Raw genomic sequence first — 22410 nt, 5'->3', positions numbered from 1 at the left:
CCACGCGAATTTCAGCGACCCGGCATTGCGCGCCGCGCTCGGTGATGCACTGATCGCCGGGATACAATCCTCGAGTCCGCGTCTCATCCACGATCCGGGAGCTCTGGCGCAGACGGTGGACGACCTAGTGGCCCGAATTGCATCCGCCGCCAGTACGAGGCTGAGATGATGAGACGACAGGTGGCTTCCCCCATTTTGCGAACGGTCTTTTCCGGGATCGGAGGAGCACACCGTACCCGTCTGGCACCATCCAAGCCGCTGCCAAGACGCGCGCACTTCTCGGGGCACGGCTGGGACATCAGCGCGGTGCCGACACATCAACCTACACTTCAGACCAAGCTTCGGGTCGCGTCTGGTTCCAGCCCGCTCGAGCGCGAGGCAGACGGCGTCGCCCGAACCTTCAATCAATCGCCAAAAACCGGTACGCACCAAGTACCTGACGGGAAAAGCAGTCCTGCTGCCGACGCGACGGTGCGTCTGCGCGCGCGCGGAAACGAAAGGCCGGAACACGTAGCGACCAAGGCGCTGGCAACTGTCCAAAGCGTGGTTGCGACGCCCGGACAACCGCTTGGTGCCGCAGATCGCGCCCTGTATGAGTCACGTTTTGGAGCGGATTTCAGCGGCGTGCGCGTGCATTCCGACGACCGCGCGGCGGCGTCCGCCGATCAGATCGGTGCGCGCGCCTATACGGTGGACAACCATATCGTCTTCGGGCGCGGACAATTTTCAAGTGAAACAGCCACGGGCCGCAGCCTGATGGCCCATGAATTGACACATGTCGTACAGCAATCGGACAGTCGCACGGGGCTTGTTCAGCGGGATCTGGCAGTACCGCCAACCACCCCTGGTGGAACCCGCAAGATCCTTAGCCCCGCCGAGATCGCCGACGCGATCACGTTCAATCAATTGACGATCACCGAAGCGACCGAAATCGGGCTTCTTCGCGATATACTCGGAATTTCCGCGTCTCCTGCGAATATAGACGCCGATTTCGTACAGGCAGTCGCCGACTATCAGATCCTTTATGGCCTTACTGCCACGGGCAAGATCGACGGGTTCACACGCAGGCGGCTCAGTCTCGAAATCCTCGGCGAGGCCGATTTTCTTGGCTTTACCGGACTGGGCGGCCTTGCCGCTGGCGTACAGCTTCGCAGCGACCTGGACGGCTTGATGTCGGCCGGCAACACCACCTATGCAGATTGGCGTGCAACCATAGTTGCCGCAACGAGGTTGCAGCAGGACGTGATCCTGGCCGAACCATCCTTCCTGACCCGGATGCGGTCGCACCTGTCCACGTGGAACGATTTCGCCCGTTGCGTCGAACTTCTCGGGCGACGTGCGCCGACCCACAATCGCCTTGTCGCCAATGCCACGGTCGCTGCCGCCCTGGCGGCAGCTTGGACAGATTCCGATGTCGGCGTGAACCCACCGCTGGTCAACCAGCACGAAGAGGGTGGATGGGTCTATTTGAACCTGATTACAAATCGCCTGTCCGTGCGTCGCCAGGCCGCCGGAGTCACTGCCGGCATCAACCTCGCATCACCACCGATCATCGCCGACAACATCGTCGTGGCCAAGTTCCATACCCACCCTAACCTGGGGGCAAGGTGGACTGCAGGGCCAAGCGCCCGAGACACCACGGTGGACGCGGCACACGGTGTCCCGGACATCGTCGTCGGGTCGAACGACACGGTGACAACAACCTTCGACATATTCTCCAGCGGTCCGAACCGACGGCTGCACCTTGCAGGTAATCAGGGCCTGCCCGGCGCCGGAGGCGGCGTTGCACCCCAAGCTAAAGCGGACGGAACTCACGATGACCAATGAACCCAGATCAGATGACGTGAATGTCTTGGCAGATGCCGCGCTTCGGATCGCGATTGACGATGCAAGCCAGAGCATTGCCAATCTGACGCAATATCGCATCCAGATCGTTCTGCAGGACGTCCAGTGGCAGATCGATTTCGAACCGCAGGATCCGCAAGCACAGGGCGGTGGGCTGCACTACACGATTTCTGCAACATCGGGCGAGGTTCTTTCAGCGCGGTTCGAACAGTGACCCCCGCCGCGCGCCATCCGACGGGCACTCGCCCATATCCGGGGGAAGGAGCATAGCGAATGCGTAAAGGCGCTCTCATAGGTCTTGACCCGTTCAACCCGGTGGCTTCGATCACGGTGTTCCAGTTCAATCCGGAAAAAATAACCCGGACGCTGACACCGCAGACCGCAGGTACGAAGGGTTCGATCTTCGAGACCGAGCGTCTGAAAGGGCCGCCCGAAGAGGTGATCAAGTTCGACCTGAAATTCGATGCCGCCGACGACCTTGATATCGGCGACAGCATCACCGAAGCCTTGGGGCTCTATCCCCAGCTCTCGGCGCTAGAGATGCTGGTCTACCCCAAGAGCGCGCTGGTGATCACCAATACCGTTCTTCTGGCTACTGGAACCATCGAGGTCATTCCGCCCACCGGCCCGCTGACGCTCTTTGTCTGGGGGCCGCAGCGGATTCTCCCGGTGCAGATCAAGGAATTCTCGATTGAAGAGCAGAAATTCGATGGCAACCTCAACCCGATAGAGGCCAAGGCCACCCTTGGCCTGCGGGTCCTGAGTTACAACGACTTGTCCCTGACCCATCCGGGTTACTGGATATTTCTTCTTCATCAGATCGCCAAGGAGGTGTTCGCCACAATCGGCAGCGTCGCCAACATCGACAATCTGGATGAGTTATTTGAGTGAGGTTTAGACATGTTCGAACCCGGCAGTCGATACGCCGACCTTGACGTCCTGACCCACATCAGGCCGGACGGTACCAAGATACGATTTGTTGCGCGCAGATTTCTGCCACGGGCCGGAGCAGGCACCGTGATCCGCGAGCACGTGGTGAAAGAAGGCGATCGGCTGGATCATCTTTCAGCTCTCTACCTCGGCGATCCGGAACTGTTCTGGCAGATCGCGGATGTTAACAATGCCATGCGCGCCGAGGCATTGGTTGAACGGACCGGCACACGCCTGATCGTAGCCCTGCTGCCCGGAGCATCGCCATGATCAACTTCTTCGGCCTTCATCTTCAGCTTCTGCTGGGCGAGACCCTGCCCACACCGGCCCCTCTCAAGGTCAATGAAGCGCTGCAGAGTGTGGAAGTGACGGCCAAGGACAGTGAACGCTCGGGCTTTCAAATGGTGTTCCAAGTCGGCCGCGGGCTTGCTGATCGCAAGGATTTTGCCCTGCTGAAAGAGGCCAAGCTGAAACCCTTCACACGGGTTGTGCTGTCGGTTCTCTTCGGCGTCAAACCACAGCCTATCATGGACGGGATCATTACCACTCGTCAGCTGGCACCCAGTGATGAACCCGGCCAGTCGAAACTGACGGTGACTGGTGAAGATGTCAGCGTCATGATGGACCTGAAGAAAGAAGAACGTCCTTACCCGCAGCTGGGCGACAACCTGATCGTCCCGTTTATCCTGCTTCCCTATATCATCGACTACGGGATCGTCCCGCAGGTGATGCCGCCAGACAACGCGCTGACAACTCCGGTTACGGAACAGACGCGGAGTCAGACCACCAGGGAAACGGATCTGGAGTACATCAAAAAGCTCGCGGGAAAACACGGGTTCGTCTTTTATGTGGAACCAGGCCTACTGCCGCTTTCGAACATCGCTTATTGGGGACCGCCACAGCGCCTGAGCGTACCGCAGCCTGCGCTGTCAGTGAATATGGGACCGGGAAGTAATGTCGAGACGATGACGTTTTCCTATGGCGAGTTGTCACCGACTTCGATGACCTACACCAAGACTTCGGGCGGCACCGAAACCATCGACAGCTACAACCGCGGCGTGCCTCTGGCTGCACGCATCCCAAGCCCGCGAAAGAAAGACTTTCTTGGCGATGGGCCAGACGGGGAAAGCGATGCGCAGAAACGCGTGCGGGCGCAGGGCAAGGTCAACACCTCCTATGACAGTGTCGTCACCGCCGAGGGGACACTTGATGCGCTGCGCTATGGCCGCATTCTGAAACCCCGCAGCCTTGTCGATGTCCGCGGCGCCGGAGACAGTTTTGACGGCCGCTTCTACGTCAAGTCTGTTACCCATTCAATCGACATCAAAAAAGGGCAATACAAACAGAAATTCAACCTGTCGCGTGAAGGGCTTGGGACGACCACGCCACTGGTGATGCCATGAGTAACACTGTTCAGCTCAATGGCCTCTTTCGCGGCGAAGTCACCAACAATATCGACCCGCAGCGGCAGGGGCGTGTGCAATTCAGCCTGCCAAGCGTATTCGGAAGCAACACGCTGACATGGGCCATGCCCTGCGCACCTTATGCCGGGCCAGGGGTCGGTTTCTTTTTCATTCCGCCGGTAGGTGCCAAACTCTGGATTCTATTCGAGCGTGGCGATCCAGAACATCCGGTCTGGATGGGAGGGTTCTGGGACAGTTCCGGCGATGTGCCCGCCAGCCCGCAGATCGCCGAGATGAAAGTACTGAAGACCGACACGGCAACCGTCACCATCGCTGATGGTCCGGGTCCCGCGTCGATCACCATCGAAGCCCAGGGTGGGCTCAAGATCACTATGGGGCCGCAAGGCATCGAGATCACAACCGGACAGGGAGCGACCGTGGCCCTGCAGGGTCCCAAGACTTCGGTCAATGGCACCGCATTGGAGGTGACGTGATGCCGGGATTTGTTCTGCACCAGGGAGCAACCGTGACTTGCCTGCATGGTGGTCAGGCGCAACCGACCAAGCCGGATCTTCGGGTCAGTGTAAGCGGCACTAAGGTCACCGTGCAGCTGGTGCCTTATACGATTGCGGGATGCACTTTGCCACCGCCAACCGCCGGCAACGGGCCCTGTGTGACGGCCCAATGGACCAGCGGAGCCACCCGGGTCATGGCAAGTGGCCAACCGCTCTTGATTCAAAGCTCGCAGGCAATCTGCGCGCCCACAGGGACAGGCGTGATCATCGTGCAGACACAGACAAGGGTGAAGGCGACATGATACAGATCGATTACCCCTTTGACTTCGACGCCCGCGGACGCACCGCATTGACAGACGGAGACGATCATATCCGGGATATGATCGAGCAATTCCTGTTCACGCGCGCCGGGGAACGTGTGAACCGCCCCGATTTCGGCGCCGGGCTGGCCGAAGTTGTGTTCGAGCCCAACAGCGACGCTCTGGCCTCGACCTTGCAGCGCAATGCGCAAGCCGGGTTGCAACAATACCTGGGCGATCTGATCACCGTGCAGGTTCTGGTTGCATCAGCGCAAGACGCCGTGCTGCAGGTCGAGGTTCGTTATCTTGTCAAACGGACAGGTGAAACACGCACAGACAGTTTCCAACGGAGCCTGCCATGAGTTGTGGATGCCATAACAAAACAGGTTTGACCTGCCGTGACGAAGGTCGCCGAGACATGGTGCGGGCTGCTGACATGAACGGACTGGACTACCTTGAGCTCAGCGACGACCAGCGTGAATTGACGGTCTATTTCCTGGGTCCAGCGCCCGAAGATTTGCAGTTGGAGAACTTTGAGATTTGCGGTGGTGTGCGAGAGACCGGGATAACTATCATCAATCTGCGGCTATGCCCTCAAACAGACCCCGAACGCGACAACTGCGTAGTGATGACGGTGGATCGGCCCGGCGATTTCTCGACATATTGCCTGTGCCTGACCAATCTGGCCGAGGACGCCCCGTTTGACCCGCGCTACCGATGTCTTGAATTCAGTTTCAAGGCCAACTGCGCGTCAGATATCGACTGCAAGGTCGAGCGCACTTGCCCCGAGATCACACCGCCACAGCCCGAAATCGATTATCTCGCCAAAGATTATGCCAGTTTCCGCGCATTGATCCTTGATCGCCTTGCGGTCACCATGCCCGATTGGACCGAGCGCCACATACCAGATATCGGCATCACTCTGGTCGAGCTTCTGGCCTATGCGGGTGACTATCTGAGCTACTATCAGGACGCCGTTGCCACCGAAGCCTATCTGGGCACAGCGCGCCGGCGGGTCTCGGTGAAACGCCATGCACGACTGGTCGATTACCACCTTCACGAAGGGTGTAATGCCCGAACCTGGGTGGCGATTGGTACCAGTCAGGACAGGGACATCCGTGCTGGTAGCCTGTCCTTCACCACCAGCTTTGCCGGCGCACCGGACACCAGCGGTTCGGTTCCGAACTGGGCCGCATTCGATGGTATCGACGAGTCGCTTTACGAGGTTTTCGCGCCGCTTGTCTCCGATCCTGAAACTGTGTTGCAGCTACGCGCGGCTCATAACGAAATCCATGTTTATACTTGGGGCGACCGGTTGTGCTGCCTGCCCAAGGGCGCCACCGGAACTACGTTGGTGGATGGGTCACAGCCCGAACCGGAGCCGGTTCCAGAACCCGGTGAGCAGGACACGACCAATCCTGATGACTCCGATTGCGATCCGACAGACCCCGGAAACGATCAGGATTGGAAAGGGACACGCGCTCTTGATCTGCAACCCGGTGATATTCTGATTTTCGAAGAGCGCCTTGGGCCAGAGACTGGAAACGGTGCTGACGCAGATCCAACGCACCGTCACGCAGTACGACTGACCGCCGTTGAACCGGCAATCGATCCCCTGAACGGCCAACCTGTGCTGAGTGTGAAATGGGGCGAAGAAGACGCGCTTCCCGTGCCGTTTTGCATCTCAACCGTCGGGCCTCCACCGGAATGCAGACTTCTCGAGAATGTTTCGGTCGTGCGCGGCAATGTCGTTCTTGCAGATCACGGACGCTGGCGGCCATCCGAGGATCTGGGATGCATACCCCTAGCAGTTGATCCGCCGGTCTGTCTGTCCGAGGGACGCGTGGCTGAGATCACCCCGCGCGCCGGATGCTTCGCACATGTGCCAATTCAAGGCCCGCTGACCTTTGCATCCCCCGTTGATCACGCCGCACCAGCAACCCACAGTCTGCGTCAGGATCCCCGTCAGGCCCTGCCTGGTCTGATCATCGTCAGTGAACCAGACCCTGACTGTGTACCGTCCGACACCCCGATCAGCATCCCGCCCGGCCAGGTCTCGAGGAACTGGACGGTGGTCCGCGACTTGCTGAAAAGCGGCGCACGAGATGCACATGTGGTTGCGGATATCGACGCCCGGCACCAGGCGAGCCTGCGGTTTGGCGACAACCGAACGGGCCGCACCCCGGACCCGTTCCACCGCATCCACGCAAAGCGTCGTATTGGCAGCGGACCGCAGGGCAATGTCGGAGCCGACAAGTTGACGATCCCTGTGCATGATACGTTGATTGACGGGCTGATCCTGACTCCGAGAAATCCGCTGCCTGCCATCGGGGGTTCTGCACCGGAGCCCATCGACGAGGCCAAGCTTTTCGCGCCGCACGGATTTGGACAGCATCTTGCACGTGCCGTCACTCCTGCCGACTACGCCGAAATTGCTGAGCGACACCCGAAAGTTCATCGTGCAGCGGCAGAACAGCGCTGGAACGGCAGCTGGTACGAGATACGTGTTGCCGTCGACCCGACAGGGCAGGCCATCGCAGACGAGGGCTTGCTGGATGAGGTTCTCAAGGACCTGAACCGGTATCGCCGTATCGGACATGATCTGGCTGTACGTCCAGCCACGCAGGTGCCGATTGATATCTGCATGGTCATTTGTGTCGATCCAACCCATTTGCGGGCTGCGGTCAGGCGCAATCTGGAGGCTGACTTCGGGTCCGAATGCCTGCCGGACGGCAGCCTGGGGCTGTTTCATCCCGACAGGCTGAGTTTTGGTGAGGATGTAGCACTCAGTTCGCTTATGGCTGCAGCGCAAGCGATCGAAGGGGTCGAGAGCGTGACGGTTACGCGTCTCGAGCGCCGGTACGAAGGCCCCAATGGCGAGCTGGCGGCCGGGGTGCTGCCGATAGGCCCGCTTGAAATTGCACGGGCGGACAGCGATCCCAATGCACCCGAAAACGGACGCGTTGTCTTTGACATGAGAGGTGGCAGATGAGTATCGACCCGACATGCGGGTGCTGCGAAGGCGTCGGCCCCATCACACCCCGAACCATCCATAACCGATCCGGCCTGACCGAGGTTGCAACAAGGGTCGGTACGCATCCCGAGTTTTTTGCGACAATGATCGCGCGGCTTACGAGTCACGAATTGCCGGGCGGTTCGCGTCCCTTACACCGCCTGACCACGCGCGACATGGACGATCCGTCAATTGCACTGCTGGATGCCTGGGCTGTGGTATCGGACGTGCTGGCCTTCTATCAGGAACGGATCGCCAACGAGGGCTATCTGGCCACCGCAACCGAGCGGCGCTCGATCCTGGAATTGGGACGGCTTGTGGGGTATCGGTTGCGTCCGGGTGTCGCTGCCAGCGTTTATCTCGCCTTCACGTTGGAAGACGGCTACGAAGTGACAATTCCGGCAGGTACACTGGCGCGCAGCCTGCCAGAGCCCGGCGAAAACGCCGAGCCGTTCGAAACCAGCTATGATCTCGAGGCGCGAGACAGATGGGGCACCCTGACGCCCAGATTGTTTCAGCCACAAACGCTGTTCCCCCCGACGGGTTTTGAGGGTGTCCGAGAAATCTATCTGGATGGTACCACCACCGGGATCGAAACCGGTCAGGTCATTTTGCTTACAGGTCCGGGGCATCGCCTGCCCTTTGACGTGCGGGCGGTGGAAACCGATGCCGACGCGGGCTGGACCTTGATCAAATATGCGGACAGAGAGGTTCGGCACGTCCCCACTGAGCCCGACATCGAGGTACGAAACCCAACCAGCCCGCTGCAGCAGCTTGATGACGTGCTAACCGCGCTGCGGGAACCGCCATCTGACCAACCGGCCTCGCGGTTCAGGCTCGTCCGCGATTCCGCCCGTGTATATGACGCCACTGCCGATCTGGGGCCGCAGGTCATGGCCGAACTGATGCCCGGCATTCGCCAACCGCTGTTTGCAGCCTATGCAAACGCATCGGTGACTGGCAGCAGACCCCAGGAACGGCTTGGTGCCGAAGCGCTCCGTGTTTCGGCAACACCGTTTGGTGCCACCGCGCCGCTGGATTTTATCTATCGCGATGAAGGCGAGGTTCTGCGACGCGAATGGCCGCTGGCCGAGATGCGCAGTAGTCTCTCGGTCGAAGCGCGGGTAGAGGCCGGTGGCCCGCCCCTATTGGCGGCGGCATTTCTGCAAGAGGTCGATCTGGACGCCGGACAAGCAGCGCCAATCACTCTCTCCCTTCGCATCTGGGACCCGATGGTTTCGTCGCCACAGATTACGATACGCCTGTCCGAACTTTCCAACGCAGACGCGGTGCCAGGCGGTCGTCAACAAAGCCTGAATACCGACATCGACGATGTGCCCATCCGCATCGAGGCGCAGTATATAGGCCCGCTCGATTCAACAGCGGAATTCAGATTAAGCGCAATTCGCGTCATCTGGGGTGCGGATACTGGCTCTGTCGGCTCGGGGCGTACGATCGCAATTACCGCGACGACTCACGGGCCGGTGTTTGCCGCAGCAGTTGTGCCCAATTCGGGGATCAGCGTAAGCATCGACGGCGTGTCAGAGGGAATCTTCGCCGGACAACCTCCTGTCCAAGTTGACGTTTCTCGGGATCGGCAAGCAACGTTGACGATGGACGCAGCCGGAACGACTTTGACCGTTCAGCGCAACGACACCGGTTTCGCAGGCACGCCAACGGCTGCAAGCGTTCTGTCTCTTGACGCGGAATACGACGGAATAGTCCCCGGCGGCCTGCTTCTGATCGATCACCCTGCCGAGGGCTGGCGCATATTCGATGTGCTGGCAGTCCGGAACGCCGCTCGATCCGACTATGGCATCTCTCAAACTGTGACCCATGTTCTGCTTGATGAACCATGGCTGACCGGGCGCGAGGCGACGCTGGGCGACATTCGCGGGCTGAAGGTTCTGGCTGCAAACGATCCCCTGCCCCTGGCTCAGGAGCCGATCACCTCGGATGTATCCGGGGCCGAGATCCAGCTCGACGGATTGTACGAAGGTCTGGAGGCCGGTCGTTGGCTCGCCATCGCCGGACATCGCACGGATGTTCTGACAAGTGATGGTCAGGTCGTTCCAGAAGTGGAAGCTACCGAACTGGCCATGATTGCAGGCATTGCACATCGCCCGGCACAGATCATCGGACCAAACGGCAATGTCATTGACCTGCCCGGCGATACGCTGCACACCCGGATAACCTTGGCTGAACCGCTCGCCTATACGTACAGGCGCGACAGCGTTTTGCTGAACGCCAATGTCGTGCTTGCTACCCATGGCGAGACCGTTTCCGAAACCATCGGCAGCGGTGACAGCGCAGCCCGCCTGCAAACCTTTGCGCTGGCCCATGGCCCTGTGACGCATGTCTCGGCGCCAACGCCCAAAGGGACGAACAGCACGCTTTCGGTCCGGGTAAACGATATTCTCTGGCATCAGAGCGAAACGCTTCTGACACTGGGGCCTGATGATCGGGGTTACCAGACCAGCACCGACAATGACGATAATACCTTTGCCACCTTCGGCGATGGTCTGACGGGCGCAAGATTGCCAAGTGGGTCCGAAAACGTCCGCGCGACTTATCGCATCGGGATCGGCGCACCGGGCAATGTCAGCGCTGGCCAGATTTCCACGCTTGGGTCCAAGCCGCTCGGGGCCAAAGAGGTGTTCAATCCTCGGGCCGCCAGCGGTGGCGCCAATCGTGAAACCCGCGATCAGGCCCGAAAGCGCGTGCCGCTTGCCACCCGCGCGCTGGATCGTCTGGTTTCGGTCGAGGATTACACGGATTTCTCGGTTCTCTATGCCGGTATCGACAAGGCCCATGCCGTCCGGCTGTCGGATGGCGGCCGCAATGTTGTGCATGTGACGCTGGCGGGGGCTGATGATGCGCCGATCGACCTGCAATCACAGCTGTGCCGAAACCTGAGGACAGCGCTTGCCGAGTTTGGCGATCCCTCGGTCCCGGTCGTTCTGGCCCCGAGGCAGGCGGCCTATCTTTTCCTGAGCGCAAAAGTTGCGGTTCATCCGGACCACCTGTGGGAACATGTCGAACCGCCCTTGCGTGCTACGCTGCTTGAGCAATTCGGGTTTACCCGGCGCGACCTCGGCCAACCCGTTCGTTTGAGCGAGGTTGTCGCCACCATGCAGCAGGTTCCCGGCGTCGCTTATGTCGATGTAGATCTGTTCGAGGCCCTCCGCGAGAGCGACGCAACCTCGCCTGAAACCCTGGCCGAGCGGCTCGCTGAGTTTACTAATCGTTCGGCGCACGAACCCGTGCCTTCGTATCTGAGCGCGGGACTTGCCCATCGGGAAAACGGAACGATCAGAGCAGCGCAGCTTGTGTTTCTGAATGCAAACCTGCCCGACACTCTCATCCTGACCGAGGTGACGACATGACACTGCGCGATCCAGACCGGCTGTATAAGCTGTTACCCGCTGTTCACCGCAAGCGCGACGTCGAGCGGGGTGAACCGCTGCGCGCGTTGCTCCAGGTCATCACCGAACAGGTTGATGTGCTTGAGACCGACATTGAACAGCAATACGACAATTGGTTCATCGAAACCTGTGAAGACTGGGTTGTTCCCTACATTGGCGCTTTGATCGGTTATGAAGCGCCCCCACAGGTTCACACCGACGGAGCGCGCGGTGCCGCGCTGTCGTCGGTCCTGACGCCGCGCCGGGCCGTGGCCAACAGCATCCGGGATCGCCGCCGCAAGGGGACGCTGCCCCTGCTGGAACTGATCGCGGCGGATACGGCAGACTGGCCGTCCCGCGCGGTCGAGTTTTATAGATTGCTGGCCTGGATGCAGCCGCTCAATCACCAACGCCTTGGCCGTGGACGCACGGTCGATCTGCGCGATGGGATGGCGCTGGCCCATCTCGGCGGACCTTTCGAGCAGCTTGCACACGGTGTCGATGTCCGCCGGATCACCTCGACCCGTACGCCAGGCAGGCACAACATTCCCAGCGTCGGCCTGTTTGCCTGGCGCCTGAAACCCTACACGATCGAATACGAGCCCGCCTATGCGCGCGAGGATCAGGGATCAGGGTTATACACCTTCAGCGTTCTTGGAAACGACGCGCCTTTGTTCGCATTGCCTGTTCCCGAAACAGGAGAGTACGCCATTGCCGAACCTCGGAATCTACCGATCCAGATCGAACGGCGGCTTTTTGCGGACAACACGGAAACCTACTATGGGCCGGGCAAAAGCCTTGCGATATGGGTCAGCGACTGGCCGGAGACCGGGCAAAGCGGTCTAGTACCTGCAGAACGGATCGTTTCGACGAATCTCAGCGGATGGCATTATCGCCCGGCGCGCGATCAGGTGGCCGTTGATCCCGAGCTCGGTCGCATAGCCTTTCACACACGCCAGATTCCCGGCGGAGATGTGCATGTGCGATTTCACTACGGGTTCTCGGACGAAACAGGCGGCGGGCCGTACCTGCGCAACCCCACCGAACCTGCAGCGGCATCTCGGTACTTCGTAGGCAAAGAGGCGGAGTTCAGCGAAATCACGGCCGCCCTTGCCAAATGGCGGGAAGAGGATCCCGACGATGCGGTCATCGAAATCACCGACGGCGGCGTCTATACCGAACGGCTGACTGTCGATCTGCGCGAAGGTCAAAGTTTACAATTGCGCAGCCGGGAAGAGAGCCGCGCTGTGTTGCGCCTACTGGATTATCGCTCTGCCCGCGGCGACGCTTTGGTGATCAGAGGTAGCGCAGGCAGTCGTTTTTGCATCGATGGCCTTGTCGTCGCCGGGCGCGGTCTGCAAATCAGGGGACCGCTCGCGGAACTGCGGATACGCCATGTCACGCTGGTGCCCGGCTGGAGCCTAACCTCGGATTGCATCCCGGACCGACCCGGCGAGCCGAGCCTCGATCTGGTTGACGGACCTGTCTCGTTAGTGATCGATCGCTCGATTCTCGGTCCGATCCAGATCAGCCTGGACGAAGTGGGCGCGGACCCGGTCGCCGTTTCAATTCATGACAGCATCATCGATGCCTCTTCGGACACGCGCGAGGTGATTGGTGCGCCATCCTGGCCATTGGCGCACGCGACTCTGGACATCCGCCGCTCGACCCTGATCGGCAAGGTTCAAACCCACGCGATCCTGTTAGCCGAAGACAGCATTTTCACCGGCGATGTACGCGTCGCCCGCCGGCAAATCGGCTGTATCCGGTTTTGTCATGTTCCGGCCGGTTCACGAACACCGCGCCGTTACCGGTGCCAACCGGATCTTGCGATCGAAGCGGCGCTGTCCGCATTGCCCAACATACCTGTAAGCGGCTCGGTTTCAGTGCCTGTCGAAATTGGTGGCACGGCGACCGGGCCATCCGGCGCTTCACCCGAAACAGCCAATCTGCGACTTCGACTCGATACAACCGAAGCAGCTCCTGGCATCGGTCAACCCTTCACGCTAACGCTCGGCATTGACAATCTTGGGCCCAACTCCGCCAAGAACCTCGTGGTCACAATCCTGCCACCCCGAGACGCAGATGATCCGACCGGAAGTGCCTTTGAAAGCGGCTCCGATGTGACCGTCAGCCGAGGTGCCCTGATCGCCGACAGCGATCCGCCTGTGTGGGAGCTGTCAAGTCTGGGCCCTGGTGAATGTGCCGTGCTGACGGCTAATTTGGTTGCCGCTGCTCCGGCCGACCCACCGCATTTGAGCGCAAATATCTCGGCATATGAATTTGAAGGTGACGCCGCCGACTATATAGCAGGGTTGCGCAGTGCGGCGGCTTCCGAAATGCGACCAATATTCACCGCTCGGCGATATGGAAGACCTGCATATTGTCAGCTTGATTTGTGCACTTCGCCTGGCATTCGCGACGGCGCGAGCGATGCTTCTGAGATGGGTGCATTCCATAGTCTTTTCCAACCGCAACGCACGGCTGCGCTGTCTGCGCGGCTTGCTGATTACGTTCCCGCCGGAATGTCCGCCGGGCTCATTTTTGCCAATTAGGAGGGTGGAACCATGAAAGCCGACCTCAGCCGCGACAGTTACCACCGACAGCATGGATATGCCCGAGTCCTCATGCAGCAAGGGCGCGTTTTGCTGGACGCCGACTGGAACGAACAGGTTTCCATCCTGCTCGAGCAGACCCGAAATCTGGCCGCCGACCTGATTGGGCCGCACGGCGGGCCGGGTGACGGGTTCAAGATCTCTTGTTCCGACGATCTGTTGTGCGATTTCGAAATCGGCTGGGGGCGCTACTATGTCGATGGCATAGCCTGCGAACTGATGCCCGATCTGCATTGCCCACCGCAGGGTGAAGCGGTGCCGATCCGCTATACGACGCAACCCGACTTCCCGGTCACCGAAGGCGGTAAGGAAGAACTCAGCCCAGGTGGGCGGTATCTTGTATATCTCGACGTATGGGAACGGCATCTGAACCACCTGCAGGCCGATGGCATCCGCGAACTGGCCCTGGGCGGACCGGACACCGCAACACGCGCCAAGATCGTTTGCCAGGTCAAAGTTGCGGCTTTGGGCAAAGAGGGCGACGAAGACCTGGGGTGCGAAGAACTACTGGATGCCCTGGTCCGCGACCCGATGACCTTGCCGCGCTGCCTTCGGGCACGAGCAAAGGTCGACATGCCATCCGAAGACCCCTGTTTGGTGCCGCCGACAGCTCAGTACCGGGGACCCGAAAACCAGCTGTACCGGGTCGAGATACATGACGCGGGCGCTGTGGGAGGTGCAAAGGGACAAGCAACTTTCAAATGGTCGCGCGACAACGGTTCGGTTGTGTTTGGAATACGCAGCCTTGAGGGCGCTACCGCAACACTAGAAAGCCTCGGACCGGATCAGGCGCGGGGGTTGAAAGAAGGCGACTGGGTCGAAATCCTCGATGACGTATCCGAGCTTACGTCGACCCCTTGGCCCTTGTTCGAAGTGGCAACAGTCGATCGTGTAAACGCCGAGATAACCTTGTTGGTACCTGAAGGCACAGTGCTGCCGGTTTTCACTGAAACCGCGAACACCCACCCGATACTACGGCGCTGGGATCAGGGATCGGCTGCAATCCCGGTACAGGAAGCCAAATGGATCGAGCTTGAGGACGGTGTGCAGATCTGGTTCGAACAGGGCGGCGACTACAAAACCGGCGACTACTGGCAAATCCCGGCCCGCACCGCGACTGCGGATGTGTTGTGGCCGCAGGAAACCGGCCCGGATGGTTCGCCCTGGCCAAAAGCCCTGTCGCCGCGCGGCATCCGGCACCATCTGGCGCCGCTGCGCCGAATCGATCTGGACGAAAACGGGCGCGTAACCTGTGCGGAAGACGAGTGCCGCTGTGTTTTCCCGTCACTTTGCGCTCTGACGTCGCCAAGTGAATCCGAGCCTCCGGAACCGGAACCCGAATTCTCGCGTCAGACGTTGGGCATTATCGAATTCGAAGCCGAAACCGCGACACCACTCGACGCCTCGATCGAGACGCTTTCAGCAAACATTTCTCACCTGCGCAGTTCTATCGAAACCGGCACGTTTCATCAGGTCGAGATCCGCTCAATCTCAATCGAGCCCGAACCGGTCGGATTGGCACTGGGCGCGCGCCGGGCTGAATTGGTCGCGGAATCCTATCTCGAAGCCGGAGTTCCAGCGGCAGGTATTGTCAGGACGGCAGTTCGGATAGCAGACGATGGTGACCCACGGGTTGAAAGTGATCTGATCCGGCGTGTGAGACAGTCGTCACCCGCCCCTTCAGGCTCATCAAACACCTCCATCACACCGGTGAATGACGTTCCGGGGGTCGGCGACATCTCTGCTGAACGGCTAATTGCCGCCGGTATCGAAGATGCGGCAGCGTTGGCCCAGCTGAGTCTTGACAAGCTGGTTGAAATTCTGAGCCCGGCAAGTGGTCGCGCCTTTCCCCGCAGCAGGGCCAGTGAAATCCTTCGGGAAGCAAAACGCTTTGACTGACGGCAGTTGCGACCCGAGCCTGGTTACTACCCGTTCAGGCAATGTTGCACGGATGCGTTTTCAGGTCCGTCCGACCTTGATAGCCCTGATTTGAGTATTGATTTGCAGATGAAAGACAGATCCAACACCCGCCCCAGACAATCGCCACGGTCCGGGTCTTCCTAAGGATAACCTGTGATCGCCGGCTCAGTCTTCCAGGGCGGACTTTTGCCCTCCCAAAAGGCGCAGGACCAGGCTGGCTATCAGGCTCAACCCGTACCAAGTTGCCAGAAAACCGACACATTCCAGCGCGAAAGATCCCCATTTGTAGAACAGATCGGCAATTACGAAGGCAATAAGCAGCCAAGGCCCTTCCTGACGTACAAACGCTGAAACACCTTGTGATTTAATGGCTCTGTGCATGATTTCGGTCCCTGAATTAAATAAAAGATGCAGGATCAGACGATCACAGGCGGTCGACGGCTTGGTGTGTCGTATCGCTGTTGTCCGAACCAGGTCATTGTCGGTTCAATATCGCTCTGATTGCCCCCGCCCTGTAACGTGTACCCTGCCGCCAACCATGTGAATCCGTCATGGGCAACCTCGGAGCAATTGGTATAATCGCCCCATTTCATCAAGGTGGGCGTGTCCGTTCCCCGCCGTGCAAGAAGCAACCGCCATAGCCCGTCGATATCGTCATAGGTTCCGACGACATGGCTTGGATGCAGATTACCTCCGCCAGCAAAGAGCGACAGCCCGACATCTCCGAACCGATTGACCGCGGTGGATGGATAGGCAAACGCGATTTGACTGTTCCAGATATCCGGCTCATCAATCAGGGTCATCGTCGCCTCATCGATACGGACGGTTCGGACAAAGGGGCGCTGCCTGTTGGCCTGACGGTTGGCTGTCCACATAAAGCCTAACGTTCCCCGCCCCAGCCATCCGGCGGTAATACGCGGATCGGTCCGCGACATCCAGTCACCACCACCTGCCGTCAGCGAGGAATAGCTTCCTGCAAACCATGGCGTGACGTCGATATCAAACTCTTCAACATCTGGCGACGTTTCGGGCCACCTGAATACACGTATTTGCGAGTTCGAATTATGGCTGGCAAAGTACATAGCGCCGCGTGCGCCCTGAACACATCTCAGGGAAAAATTGTCCTGCGTCTCGAAAATGTCGAAAGAAAGTCCGGACGCAGCAGCAATTTCATCCAATGAAATCCGCAAGATAATGGATCGTGTAAAGATGTTGGTACCAACTGAAAACACGTTGGTACCAGCGTAGAGATAATTCTCGGACAGCAAAACGTGGTTATAATCGAACCATTCTTCGTCCCAGTCCGGATCAACACCGGACGGTGTAAAATCCCACAGGTTCCACGCATCGTTTCCCAGGGTCCGTCCCTGTTTGGCGGCAAGCCTGAGCGTGTTGCTTCCGTCCCTCTCAACATATTGCAGCAGCCAGATCAGCAAATCACGGCTTGGGTCATATACGGTAGTCTGGTCGCAGCAGAACCCGTTGTCGACCGGAGGGAAAAGCGTGAACGGACTCATATGGGACCAGCTTTGGCCGCCATCCAAAGAGCGGCTTGCATACCAGTTTCCAGTTGCCAGAAGCTGGTTTCCGTTCTGGGAAACCGTAGGTTCGCCAACCGTCGAGGTTTGGCCGTTGGTGTCAAAATCGGTAAGGTTTACTGTATTGAAAATCCTTGGTTGATGAGTCGAGGGCATAGCGACCTCCGTGGATGTATTGCCGTAAAAAATGCGATCATCTGATCAGTAGTCCAAATCGGTTGGGCTTACGTCACTGCCACTGCTCTCGGAGTTGTCCTCCTCAAGAGCCGGGCCACCCGTGCGACGCTTACTTGAAACTTTTTCGTCACGCTCGCTCAGCATTTGAGGGGTCATCAGGCCTGACGCTTCGGCCCGCTCTCCCAGAGCGGACATTGCCGAGGGCTGCGATCTGACCTGAACCTTGCCCTTGCGGGTACTGAGTTTTCTTTTTGCTTGGTTTGCCATTCAAGCCTCCTGTTCGTTCGGGCACCATATGCATCCGAACTGATTAATCTCAGATCATCTTGAATGCGCCGATTTTAAAATATTTCGCGCAATTTTTCAATTGAATGGATCGGCTGTTCCGCTGGAATCCGTGCCTTGATCAAGCGACGCGAACGAGTCCCGGGGCTCAGACACAAAAAACGATCGAGATTTTTTGAACACTGATTATTCGCGCGGTCTAACAAGTAAGTATTGGTTTTCAGACGCAGATCAAGCTCTCGGCCTTCGCAACTTCGATCAAGGCCGGAAAATATGCTAGACTTCTCGTGTTTTTGAGCGGGGCGTCGGATGAGCCAGCTAAACGATTTCGAGACTGAAACTATTGAACAAGCGGAATTCGAGAAGCGAACTCGGCGTTATTTTCGTGCTGCAAAGCTGATAGCCAGCGCGCGATCCGAACGTGATAGTGACGCGTTACGCTGGGCCGAAGCCTTTGCGATCGGTGCCGCTGTTGAATATCGCCTGAAAGTCGCTGAGGCTTTGCAGGTCACCCCGCCTCCTGATATTTCCGAAAACCTTCTGACACAGCTCGATTATGCGGTGGAAACTTATCCAACAATTCCTGACCTGTATTGGGACAAAGCAGTCATACAGGGCCGTTTCTTGAGCGATTTCGAAGCAGCACAGATATCGCTTGATCTGGCGCTAGTGCACGGAATGTCCCATCCATTGTTACCTCGCCTCCAATCTTTAATTCACGATGCGGATGGATCAGCCAAGCCCGACGCCACGCCCACCAGAGCATTGCTCAGATTGTTATTCCGTTTGATTCACGCCACAGCAGACGGCGACTTCGGAGGCGTGATCGGACCTACATCAGGTCACAACCTGCCGGTCAACTTCGACGACTACCTGGCGCACGCCAGGAATCTGGCCAAGGAAGGGGCGGACACGAAACCTCTTTTCGATGGGTTTGAGCAACTGTCTTCGGCACGACTCGTCACCGCCGACGCGCTCGATTACGGGCTTGAGTTTGTTTTTCGCGCGACCGAAGCAGGCAGCGACGAAAATGCAGCCCGTCAGGCGTTGTCCGAGCTGGCCAGCTATCTACGGGATTTCTCGTTTCATGAATCCGAAGGCCAACCGTCTGGTCACAGTTTGCGCAAAGCCGTCAGGCTGGCGCGTCGCGGTTTGGATATTGTCGAGGCGACGCAAGTTCCGCTCGATCCGGACCTTCACGCGGATTTGTGGCTGGCGCTTGGCCAAGGAACCGGCCGTCCCGGAAATCTGGACGTTGCCCAGACATTTGCGGCCTATACAACCGCACTCCGCCTCAAACGCGCGGCTTCTAACACGGTCGATGAAAACAGGTTAGTCGACCTCTTGAAGAGAATGCTCGACTATGCAGTACAGCTTGGCATTGCGGCGGATACTGGCATCTCGGGCCTGGGCGAAGCGCGGGCGGCGCTGGAAGCTTCATATACTGCTGCAAGGGAAATTGGCGACAAGGATCAGGTTTTTCTGATCGGGCTTCAATACAACAACCTTTTGAGCGCCATCGCGCAACCGGATTTTGCCCTCAAGGTGCTGGATGAGATGCTGCCCGATCTTGAAGGGGAACGACGCGTCGATGTTCTGCTGGAAAAAGCGATGCGGCTTTCCGAGGCACGCAGAAAGCGGGAGGCGCTACTGCTGCACGAAGACCTTGAGCCGCTGATAAAAATGACCGATGCACGGACGCGCTGCATATTCTGGAACTCATTTTCCAACGCGCTACGCGAATTAAAGCTGTTTGACCGGGCGCTTGTTTCAATTGACAAAGCGATCGCGGTGAAACCAGACCCCGGAGAATACATCGATCAACTGGGGCCGATGCTTCATACGAACCGCGGTCGCATTCTGCTGGAGCTATCGCGCCCAGAAGAAGCCGAACATGAGATCGACGAAGCCGCACGTCTGATGGCGGCAAATGCACCAATCGGTGATGAGAAAATTCGATCAGCCGGGCTGCGCACACAGGTTCTGCTGCAGAAAGGTGAATACACCAAAGCACACGACACATGTGAACACGCAATCGACCAATTGTTCGAGCGCCTGACGCATGGGGGTGCAGACCCCATCGTTTGGACCTCGATGCTTCAGGAATGGAGCAGATTTGACGGGCTTGGGATGCTGACAAAGGTCAAAGCAGAACGCCCGCCCGACGAAACATTGGGATTTGCCGAAGCGGCGAAGGGTCGGCTCATGCGGCTGCTCGCCCGCGGTGGGGGCGATGACGAAAAGAAGTTGCTAGCACCTATAGGCATGATGCCCGCAGTCGAGGCCGCCAGAGATTGGGTTCGCGCGGAATCCGGACGCCAGATTCTCTCGTTCTTTTGCAGCACCAACGTTCTGGCATTGTTCACTGTTCAAGGCGCAGAGGCCGACGTTACGTTTCGCTGGATGGATGGTTGTATCTATGACGAGTTTCGCGATCATGTTTTTTCTCCGTGGCAGAAAGTAACAGATTGGTCACTCGATCGCCGGATTCAGCAGGCGCTTGCATCGCAACGCGCCCCGCCGGACCTGCTTTTGGACGCTGCAGAATCCATGAGCGGTATGGTTCTGGATAAGCTTGGCAGTCTGATCGACGAACTGGCGCCACAGCTGAGACATGGCGGCAGCCAGCTCGTCATTGTGCCTCATCGGGTCCTTCGGTCTATGCCGCTGTGCAATGCACGATTGCCGGATGGCAGGTTTCTATCCCAACTGTTTGATGAGGTTTCCGTCGCGCATTCGCTTGCCGAGTTCCTGAATACCGACACCGACACCGATCCCCGCAGTTCAAAAGCGGGTGTTGGTCCACGTCTGATACTTGATCCGTGCGGCGATCTGCCCTTTGCGCGGCTCGAGGCATGCGACGTCCCTGCCGAACGGGTAGCAATGGGTAAACAGGCGACAAGGCAAGAGTTTTTGAACGCCATTTCAGAAGACGCGCGTGTATTGGTTTCAGCACATGGCGAATTCTGCCCGAACGATCCGTGGTCCTCTCAAATAGCGTTTTCAGATGGTCGTATGGCGCTGTCCGATCTTGTGTCCGAACGTCGGCTGGCGACCCGTCTTATGATCCTATCATGTTGCGAAGCGGGCCTGTCGCAATCCAGCAATTCGGACGAGCCGTTCGGTTTTCCAAGCATTCTTCAGGCCGCCGGTGTTTCCTGCGTTATTGCGCCGACCTGGCGCGTAGACGACCTGGCAACATGCCTGTTGGTGTCACGAATACTGCACGAGCTGGGTAACGGATGCGCTCAGGCGCGTGCGGTAGGATTGGCCAGCCACTGGCTCAGACAGCTCTCGGTCCATGAAACGCTTGATTGTCTTTCCGGGCTAAAATCGGGGGCGGGGACAGGCGCTTCTGGTGACACTGATGCGGTGCTTAACGCTCTGACAGAACAGGAGCAGTGGCTGACGGAGAATTTTGCAGGGCCCGAGAAACCCTTTGACGCACCGCTCTACTGGGCTGGATTCCAGCATTTTGGTTTTCCGCCTGCATTGTCCTGAAACAAAGGGAGTAAACCAATGAAATTCGACAAAGTTGTTATATTCGCTCCTGAACCGCAGAGTTCAACGCTGGGACGGCCCACCTCAGCGCGTGGCGAAACCCGGAGCACACAGCTGGCGAACGCTGTAGAAGTTGGTGTGGATGTGATGGAGCAGAACGTTACATCTTTCGTTGAAAGTGTCTCGACGATGATCGATGCCGCTGAAAAAGCGGTGGTTGGCGAAGTGAACCTTGATACCGTTGAGATATCCGTTCAGGTCGGCACAGACGGAAAAGTGGGGTTCATGGGCATAGGCCTGGGCGCCAATGCAACCTCCAGCATGAAAATCGTGTTCAAAAGAAGAACCAGGGCAAACTAGGATTCGGGTCACCACGAGATCGATTGATGTTCTGATCGATCGCCTCCGACGCTGACTTGAATGTTCGCGAGCCGAGATCGTTATGGTTCACCGGACAGGCAATCTTTGGGATAAAGGCGCAGACATACCAACCGTTTCCAGTTGAAAAGACGCCAGCTAAAAGGGCTTTTCCGCAGCATGCGTGAGACACAAATCCTGATCGGGAAATGGAAGGAACACTGCAAAACTAAATGACCGCATACTGCTATGGGCTATCATCCGCCAGCCACGGAAACCGTCGTCGCGATGGACCTAAGACAAGTCATGCCTGAGCAATCGAACTGGACCACTTGGATGAAGTTGCACCGGAGCCATAGACCAATCCGTTAAGAGTTTTTCCGGGCAAAAATGCACGCTACGCCCCATTTTTTGCAGTTTTGCGAAAACTCCATCAAAAAAAAGCCCCGAGGCTTGTCAAAGGAATGGCCATTCTCTAGGACCGAGCGCGAATTACCTCTAATCGAATGGTTCAGTTATGTTGATTACGCCCATCCTCCTTTGCGGAGGTTCTGGAACCCGTTTGTGGCCCTTGTCGCGTAAGAGCTATCCTAAACAATTTGTGTCTC

General features: G+C 58.3%; 18 protein-coding genes. 15 read left to right on the top strand and 3 right to left on the bottom strand.

Features of this window, described 5'->3' with window-relative positions:
• Nucleotides 1-180 precede the first annotated feature (180 nt).
• The 12 genes from ACR0IK_RS18070 to ACR0IK_RS18015 are packed head-to-tail and all read left to right on the top strand — an operon-like array spanning nucleotide 181 to nucleotide 15923.
• Nucleotides 181-1827: an eCIS core domain-containing protein gene (locus ACR0IK_RS18070; protein ID WP_480642588.1), complete on the top strand. Its 1647-nt coding sequence runs from the start codon at nucleotides 181-183 to the stop codon at nucleotides 1825-1827.
• The gene (locus ACR0IK_RS18065) at nucleotides 1817-2059 is read left to right on the top strand and encodes a hypothetical protein (RefSeq protein ID WP_480642586.1); all 243 of its coding nucleotides are present in this window, start codon (nucleotides 1817-1819) and stop codon (nucleotides 2057-2059) included. The genes ACR0IK_RS18070 and ACR0IK_RS18065 overlap by 11 nt, the downstream gene beginning before the upstream one ends.
• Before the next feature lie 59 nt (nucleotides 2060-2118).
• Nucleotides 2119-2736, top strand: a complete 618-nt coding sequence (locus ACR0IK_RS18060; RefSeq protein ID WP_480595092.1) for a hypothetical protein — start codon at nucleotides 2119-2121, stop codon at nucleotides 2734-2736.
• 9 nt (nucleotides 2737-2745) lie between these two features.
• Complete coding sequence (locus ACR0IK_RS18055; protein WP_480595094.1) at nucleotides 2746-3045, top strand: hypothetical protein; 300 nt, start codon at nucleotides 2746-2748, stop codon at nucleotides 3043-3045.
• Nucleotides 3042-4178: a hypothetical protein gene (locus ACR0IK_RS18050; RefSeq protein ID WP_480642584.1), complete on the top strand. Its 1137-nt coding sequence runs from the start codon at nucleotides 3042-3044 to the stop codon at nucleotides 4176-4178. Before ACR0IK_RS18055 ends, ACR0IK_RS18050 begins: the two co-directional genes overlap by 4 nt.
• The gene (locus ACR0IK_RS18045; protein WP_480595098.1) at nucleotides 4175-4672 is read left to right on the top strand and encodes a phage baseplate assembly protein V; all 498 of its coding nucleotides are present in this window, start codon (nucleotides 4175-4177) and stop codon (nucleotides 4670-4672) included. The genes ACR0IK_RS18050 and ACR0IK_RS18045 overlap by 4 nt, the downstream gene beginning before the upstream one ends.
• Nucleotides 4672-4995: a hypothetical protein gene (locus ACR0IK_RS18040; protein ID WP_480642583.1), complete on the top strand. Its 324-nt coding sequence runs from the start codon at nucleotides 4672-4674 to the stop codon at nucleotides 4993-4995. Before ACR0IK_RS18045 ends, ACR0IK_RS18040 begins: the two co-directional genes overlap by 1 nt.
• On the top strand, nucleotides 4992-5354 hold the full coding sequence (locus tag ACR0IK_RS18035; RefSeq protein ID WP_480642582.1) for a GPW/gp25 family protein: 363 nt from the start codon (nucleotides 4992-4994) through the stop codon (nucleotides 5352-5354). Before ACR0IK_RS18040 ends, ACR0IK_RS18035 begins: the two co-directional genes overlap by 4 nt.
• Nucleotides 5351-7984, top strand: coding sequence for a putative baseplate assembly protein (locus tag ACR0IK_RS18030; RefSeq protein WP_480642581.1), 2634 nt, complete (start codon nucleotides 5351-5353; stop codon nucleotides 7982-7984). Before ACR0IK_RS18035 ends, ACR0IK_RS18030 begins: the two co-directional genes overlap by 4 nt.
• Complete coding sequence (locus ACR0IK_RS18025; RefSeq protein WP_480642580.1) at nucleotides 7981-11391, top strand: putative baseplate assembly protein; 3411 nt, start codon at nucleotides 7981-7983, stop codon at nucleotides 11389-11391. Before ACR0IK_RS18030 ends, ACR0IK_RS18025 begins: the two co-directional genes overlap by 4 nt.
• Entirely contained in the window at nucleotides 11388-13964 is a 2577-nt protein-coding gene (locus ACR0IK_RS18020) for a hypothetical protein (protein WP_480642579.1), read from the top strand. The genes ACR0IK_RS18025 and ACR0IK_RS18020 overlap by 4 nt, the downstream gene beginning before the upstream one ends.
• Before the next feature lie 12 nt (nucleotides 13965-13976).
• Nucleotides 13977-15923: a DUF6519 domain-containing protein gene (locus ACR0IK_RS18015; protein WP_480642578.1), complete on the top strand. Its 1947-nt coding sequence runs from the start codon at nucleotides 13977-13979 to the stop codon at nucleotides 15921-15923.
• Nucleotides 15924-16109: 186 nt separating this feature from the next.
• Here the strand turns inward: ACR0IK_RS18015 and ACR0IK_RS18010 are convergent, their stop codons facing one another.
• Genes ACR0IK_RS18010 through ACR0IK_RS18000 form a run of 3 tightly spaced genes read right to left on the bottom strand, consistent with a single transcriptional unit; the run spans nucleotide 16110 to nucleotide 17926 of the window.
• Nucleotides 16110-16325 (bottom strand): hypothetical protein, encoded by a 216-nt coding sequence (locus tag ACR0IK_RS18010; protein ID WP_480595116.1) that lies wholly within the window; start codon nucleotides 16323-16325, stop codon nucleotides 16110-16112.
• 35 nt (nucleotides 16326-16360) lie between these two features.
• Nucleotides 16361-17638: a hypothetical protein gene (locus ACR0IK_RS18005; protein ID WP_480642577.1), complete on the bottom strand. Its 1278-nt coding sequence runs from the start codon at nucleotides 17636-17638 to the stop codon at nucleotides 16361-16363.
• A 45-nt stretch (nucleotides 17639-17683) separates the two neighbouring features.
• The gene (locus tag ACR0IK_RS18000; RefSeq protein WP_480642576.1) at nucleotides 17684-17926 is read right to left on the bottom strand and encodes a hypothetical protein; all 243 of its coding nucleotides are present in this window, start codon (nucleotides 17924-17926) and stop codon (nucleotides 17684-17686) included.
• Between the two features lie 327 nt (nucleotides 17927-18253).
• On the opposite strand from ACR0IK_RS18000, the gene ACR0IK_RS17995 reads away from it, so the two are divergent.
• From ACR0IK_RS17995 to ACR0IK_RS17985, 3 genes are all read left to right on the top strand, one after another.
• Complete coding sequence (locus ACR0IK_RS17995; protein ID WP_480642575.1) at nucleotides 18254-21445, top strand: CHAT domain-containing protein; 3192 nt, start codon at nucleotides 18254-18256, stop codon at nucleotides 21443-21445.
• A gap of 18 nt (nucleotides 21446-21463) precedes the next feature.
• Nucleotides 21464-21805 carry a Pepco domain-containing protein gene (locus tag ACR0IK_RS17990; protein ID WP_480595128.1) on the top strand — a complete coding sequence of 114 codons (342 nt, stop codon included), beginning with the start codon at nucleotides 21464-21466 and terminating at the stop codon, nucleotides 21803-21805.
• Between the two features lie 514 nt (nucleotides 21806-22319).
• A partial coding sequence (locus ACR0IK_RS17985) for a sugar phosphate nucleotidyltransferase (protein WP_480595140.1) occupies nucleotides 22320-22410 on the top strand: 91 nt, incomplete at its 3' end.

This window comes from Ruegeria sp. BF7, from assembly GCF_056538605.1.
Note: the sequence above shows the minus strand (reverse complement) of the source record. Positions and strands in the feature narration are given on the sequence as shown.

Bases quoted from the DNA above. Each gene is read 5' to 3' on its own strand.
- ACR0IK_RS18065 (WP_480642586.1), top strand. From the start codon at position 1,817: ATGACCAATGAACCCAGATCAGATGACGTGAATGTCTTGGCAGATGCC.
- ACR0IK_RS18060 (WP_480595092.1), top strand. From the start codon at position 2,119: ATGCGTAAAGGCGCTCTCATAGGTCTTGACCCGTTCAACCCGGTGGCT.
- ACR0IK_RS18055 (WP_480595094.1), top strand. From the start codon at position 2,746: ATGTTCGAACCCGGCAGTCGATACGCCGACCTTGACGTCCTGACCCAC.
- ACR0IK_RS18050 (WP_480642584.1), top strand. From the start codon at position 3,042: ATGATCAACTTCTTCGGCCTTCATCTTCAGCTTCTGCTGGGCGAGACC.
- ACR0IK_RS18045 (WP_480595098.1), top strand. From the start codon at position 4,175: ATGAGTAACACTGTTCAGCTCAATGGCCTCTTTCGCGGCGAAGTCACC.
- ACR0IK_RS18040 (WP_480642583.1), top strand. From the start codon at position 4,672: ATGCCGGGATTTGTTCTGCACCAGGGAGCAACCGTGACTTGCCTGCAT.
- ACR0IK_RS18035 (WP_480642582.1), top strand. From the start codon at position 4,992: ATGATACAGATCGATTACCCCTTTGACTTCGACGCCCGCGGACGCACC.
- ACR0IK_RS18030 (WP_480642581.1), top strand. From the start codon at position 5,351: ATGAGTTGTGGATGCCATAACAAAACAGGTTTGACCTGCCGTGACGAA.
- ACR0IK_RS18025 (WP_480642580.1), top strand. From the start codon at position 7,981: ATGAGTATCGACCCGACATGCGGGTGCTGCGAAGGCGTCGGCCCCATC.
- ACR0IK_RS18020 (WP_480642579.1), top strand. From the start codon at position 11,388: ATGACACTGCGCGATCCAGACCGGCTGTATAAGCTGTTACCCGCTGTT.
- ACR0IK_RS18015 (WP_480642578.1), top strand. From the start codon at position 13,977: ATGAAAGCCGACCTCAGCCGCGACAGTTACCACCGACAGCATGGATAT.
- ACR0IK_RS18010 (WP_480595116.1), bottom strand. From the start codon at position 16,325: ATGCACAGAGCCATTAAATCACAAGGTGTTTCAGCGTTTGTACGTCAG.
- ACR0IK_RS18005 (WP_480642577.1), bottom strand. From the start codon at position 17,638: ATGCCCTCGACTCATCAACCAAGGATTTTCAATACAGTAAACCTTACC.
- ACR0IK_RS18000 (WP_480642576.1), bottom strand. From the start codon at position 17,926: ATGGCAAACCAAGCAAAAAGAAAACTCAGTACCCGCAAGGGCAAGGTT.
- ACR0IK_RS17995 (WP_480642575.1), top strand. From the start codon at position 18,254: ATGAGCCAGCTAAACGATTTCGAGACTGAAACTATTGAACAAGCGGAA.
- ACR0IK_RS17990 (WP_480595128.1), top strand. From the start codon at position 21,464: ATGAAATTCGACAAAGTTGTTATATTCGCTCCTGAACCGCAGAGTTCA.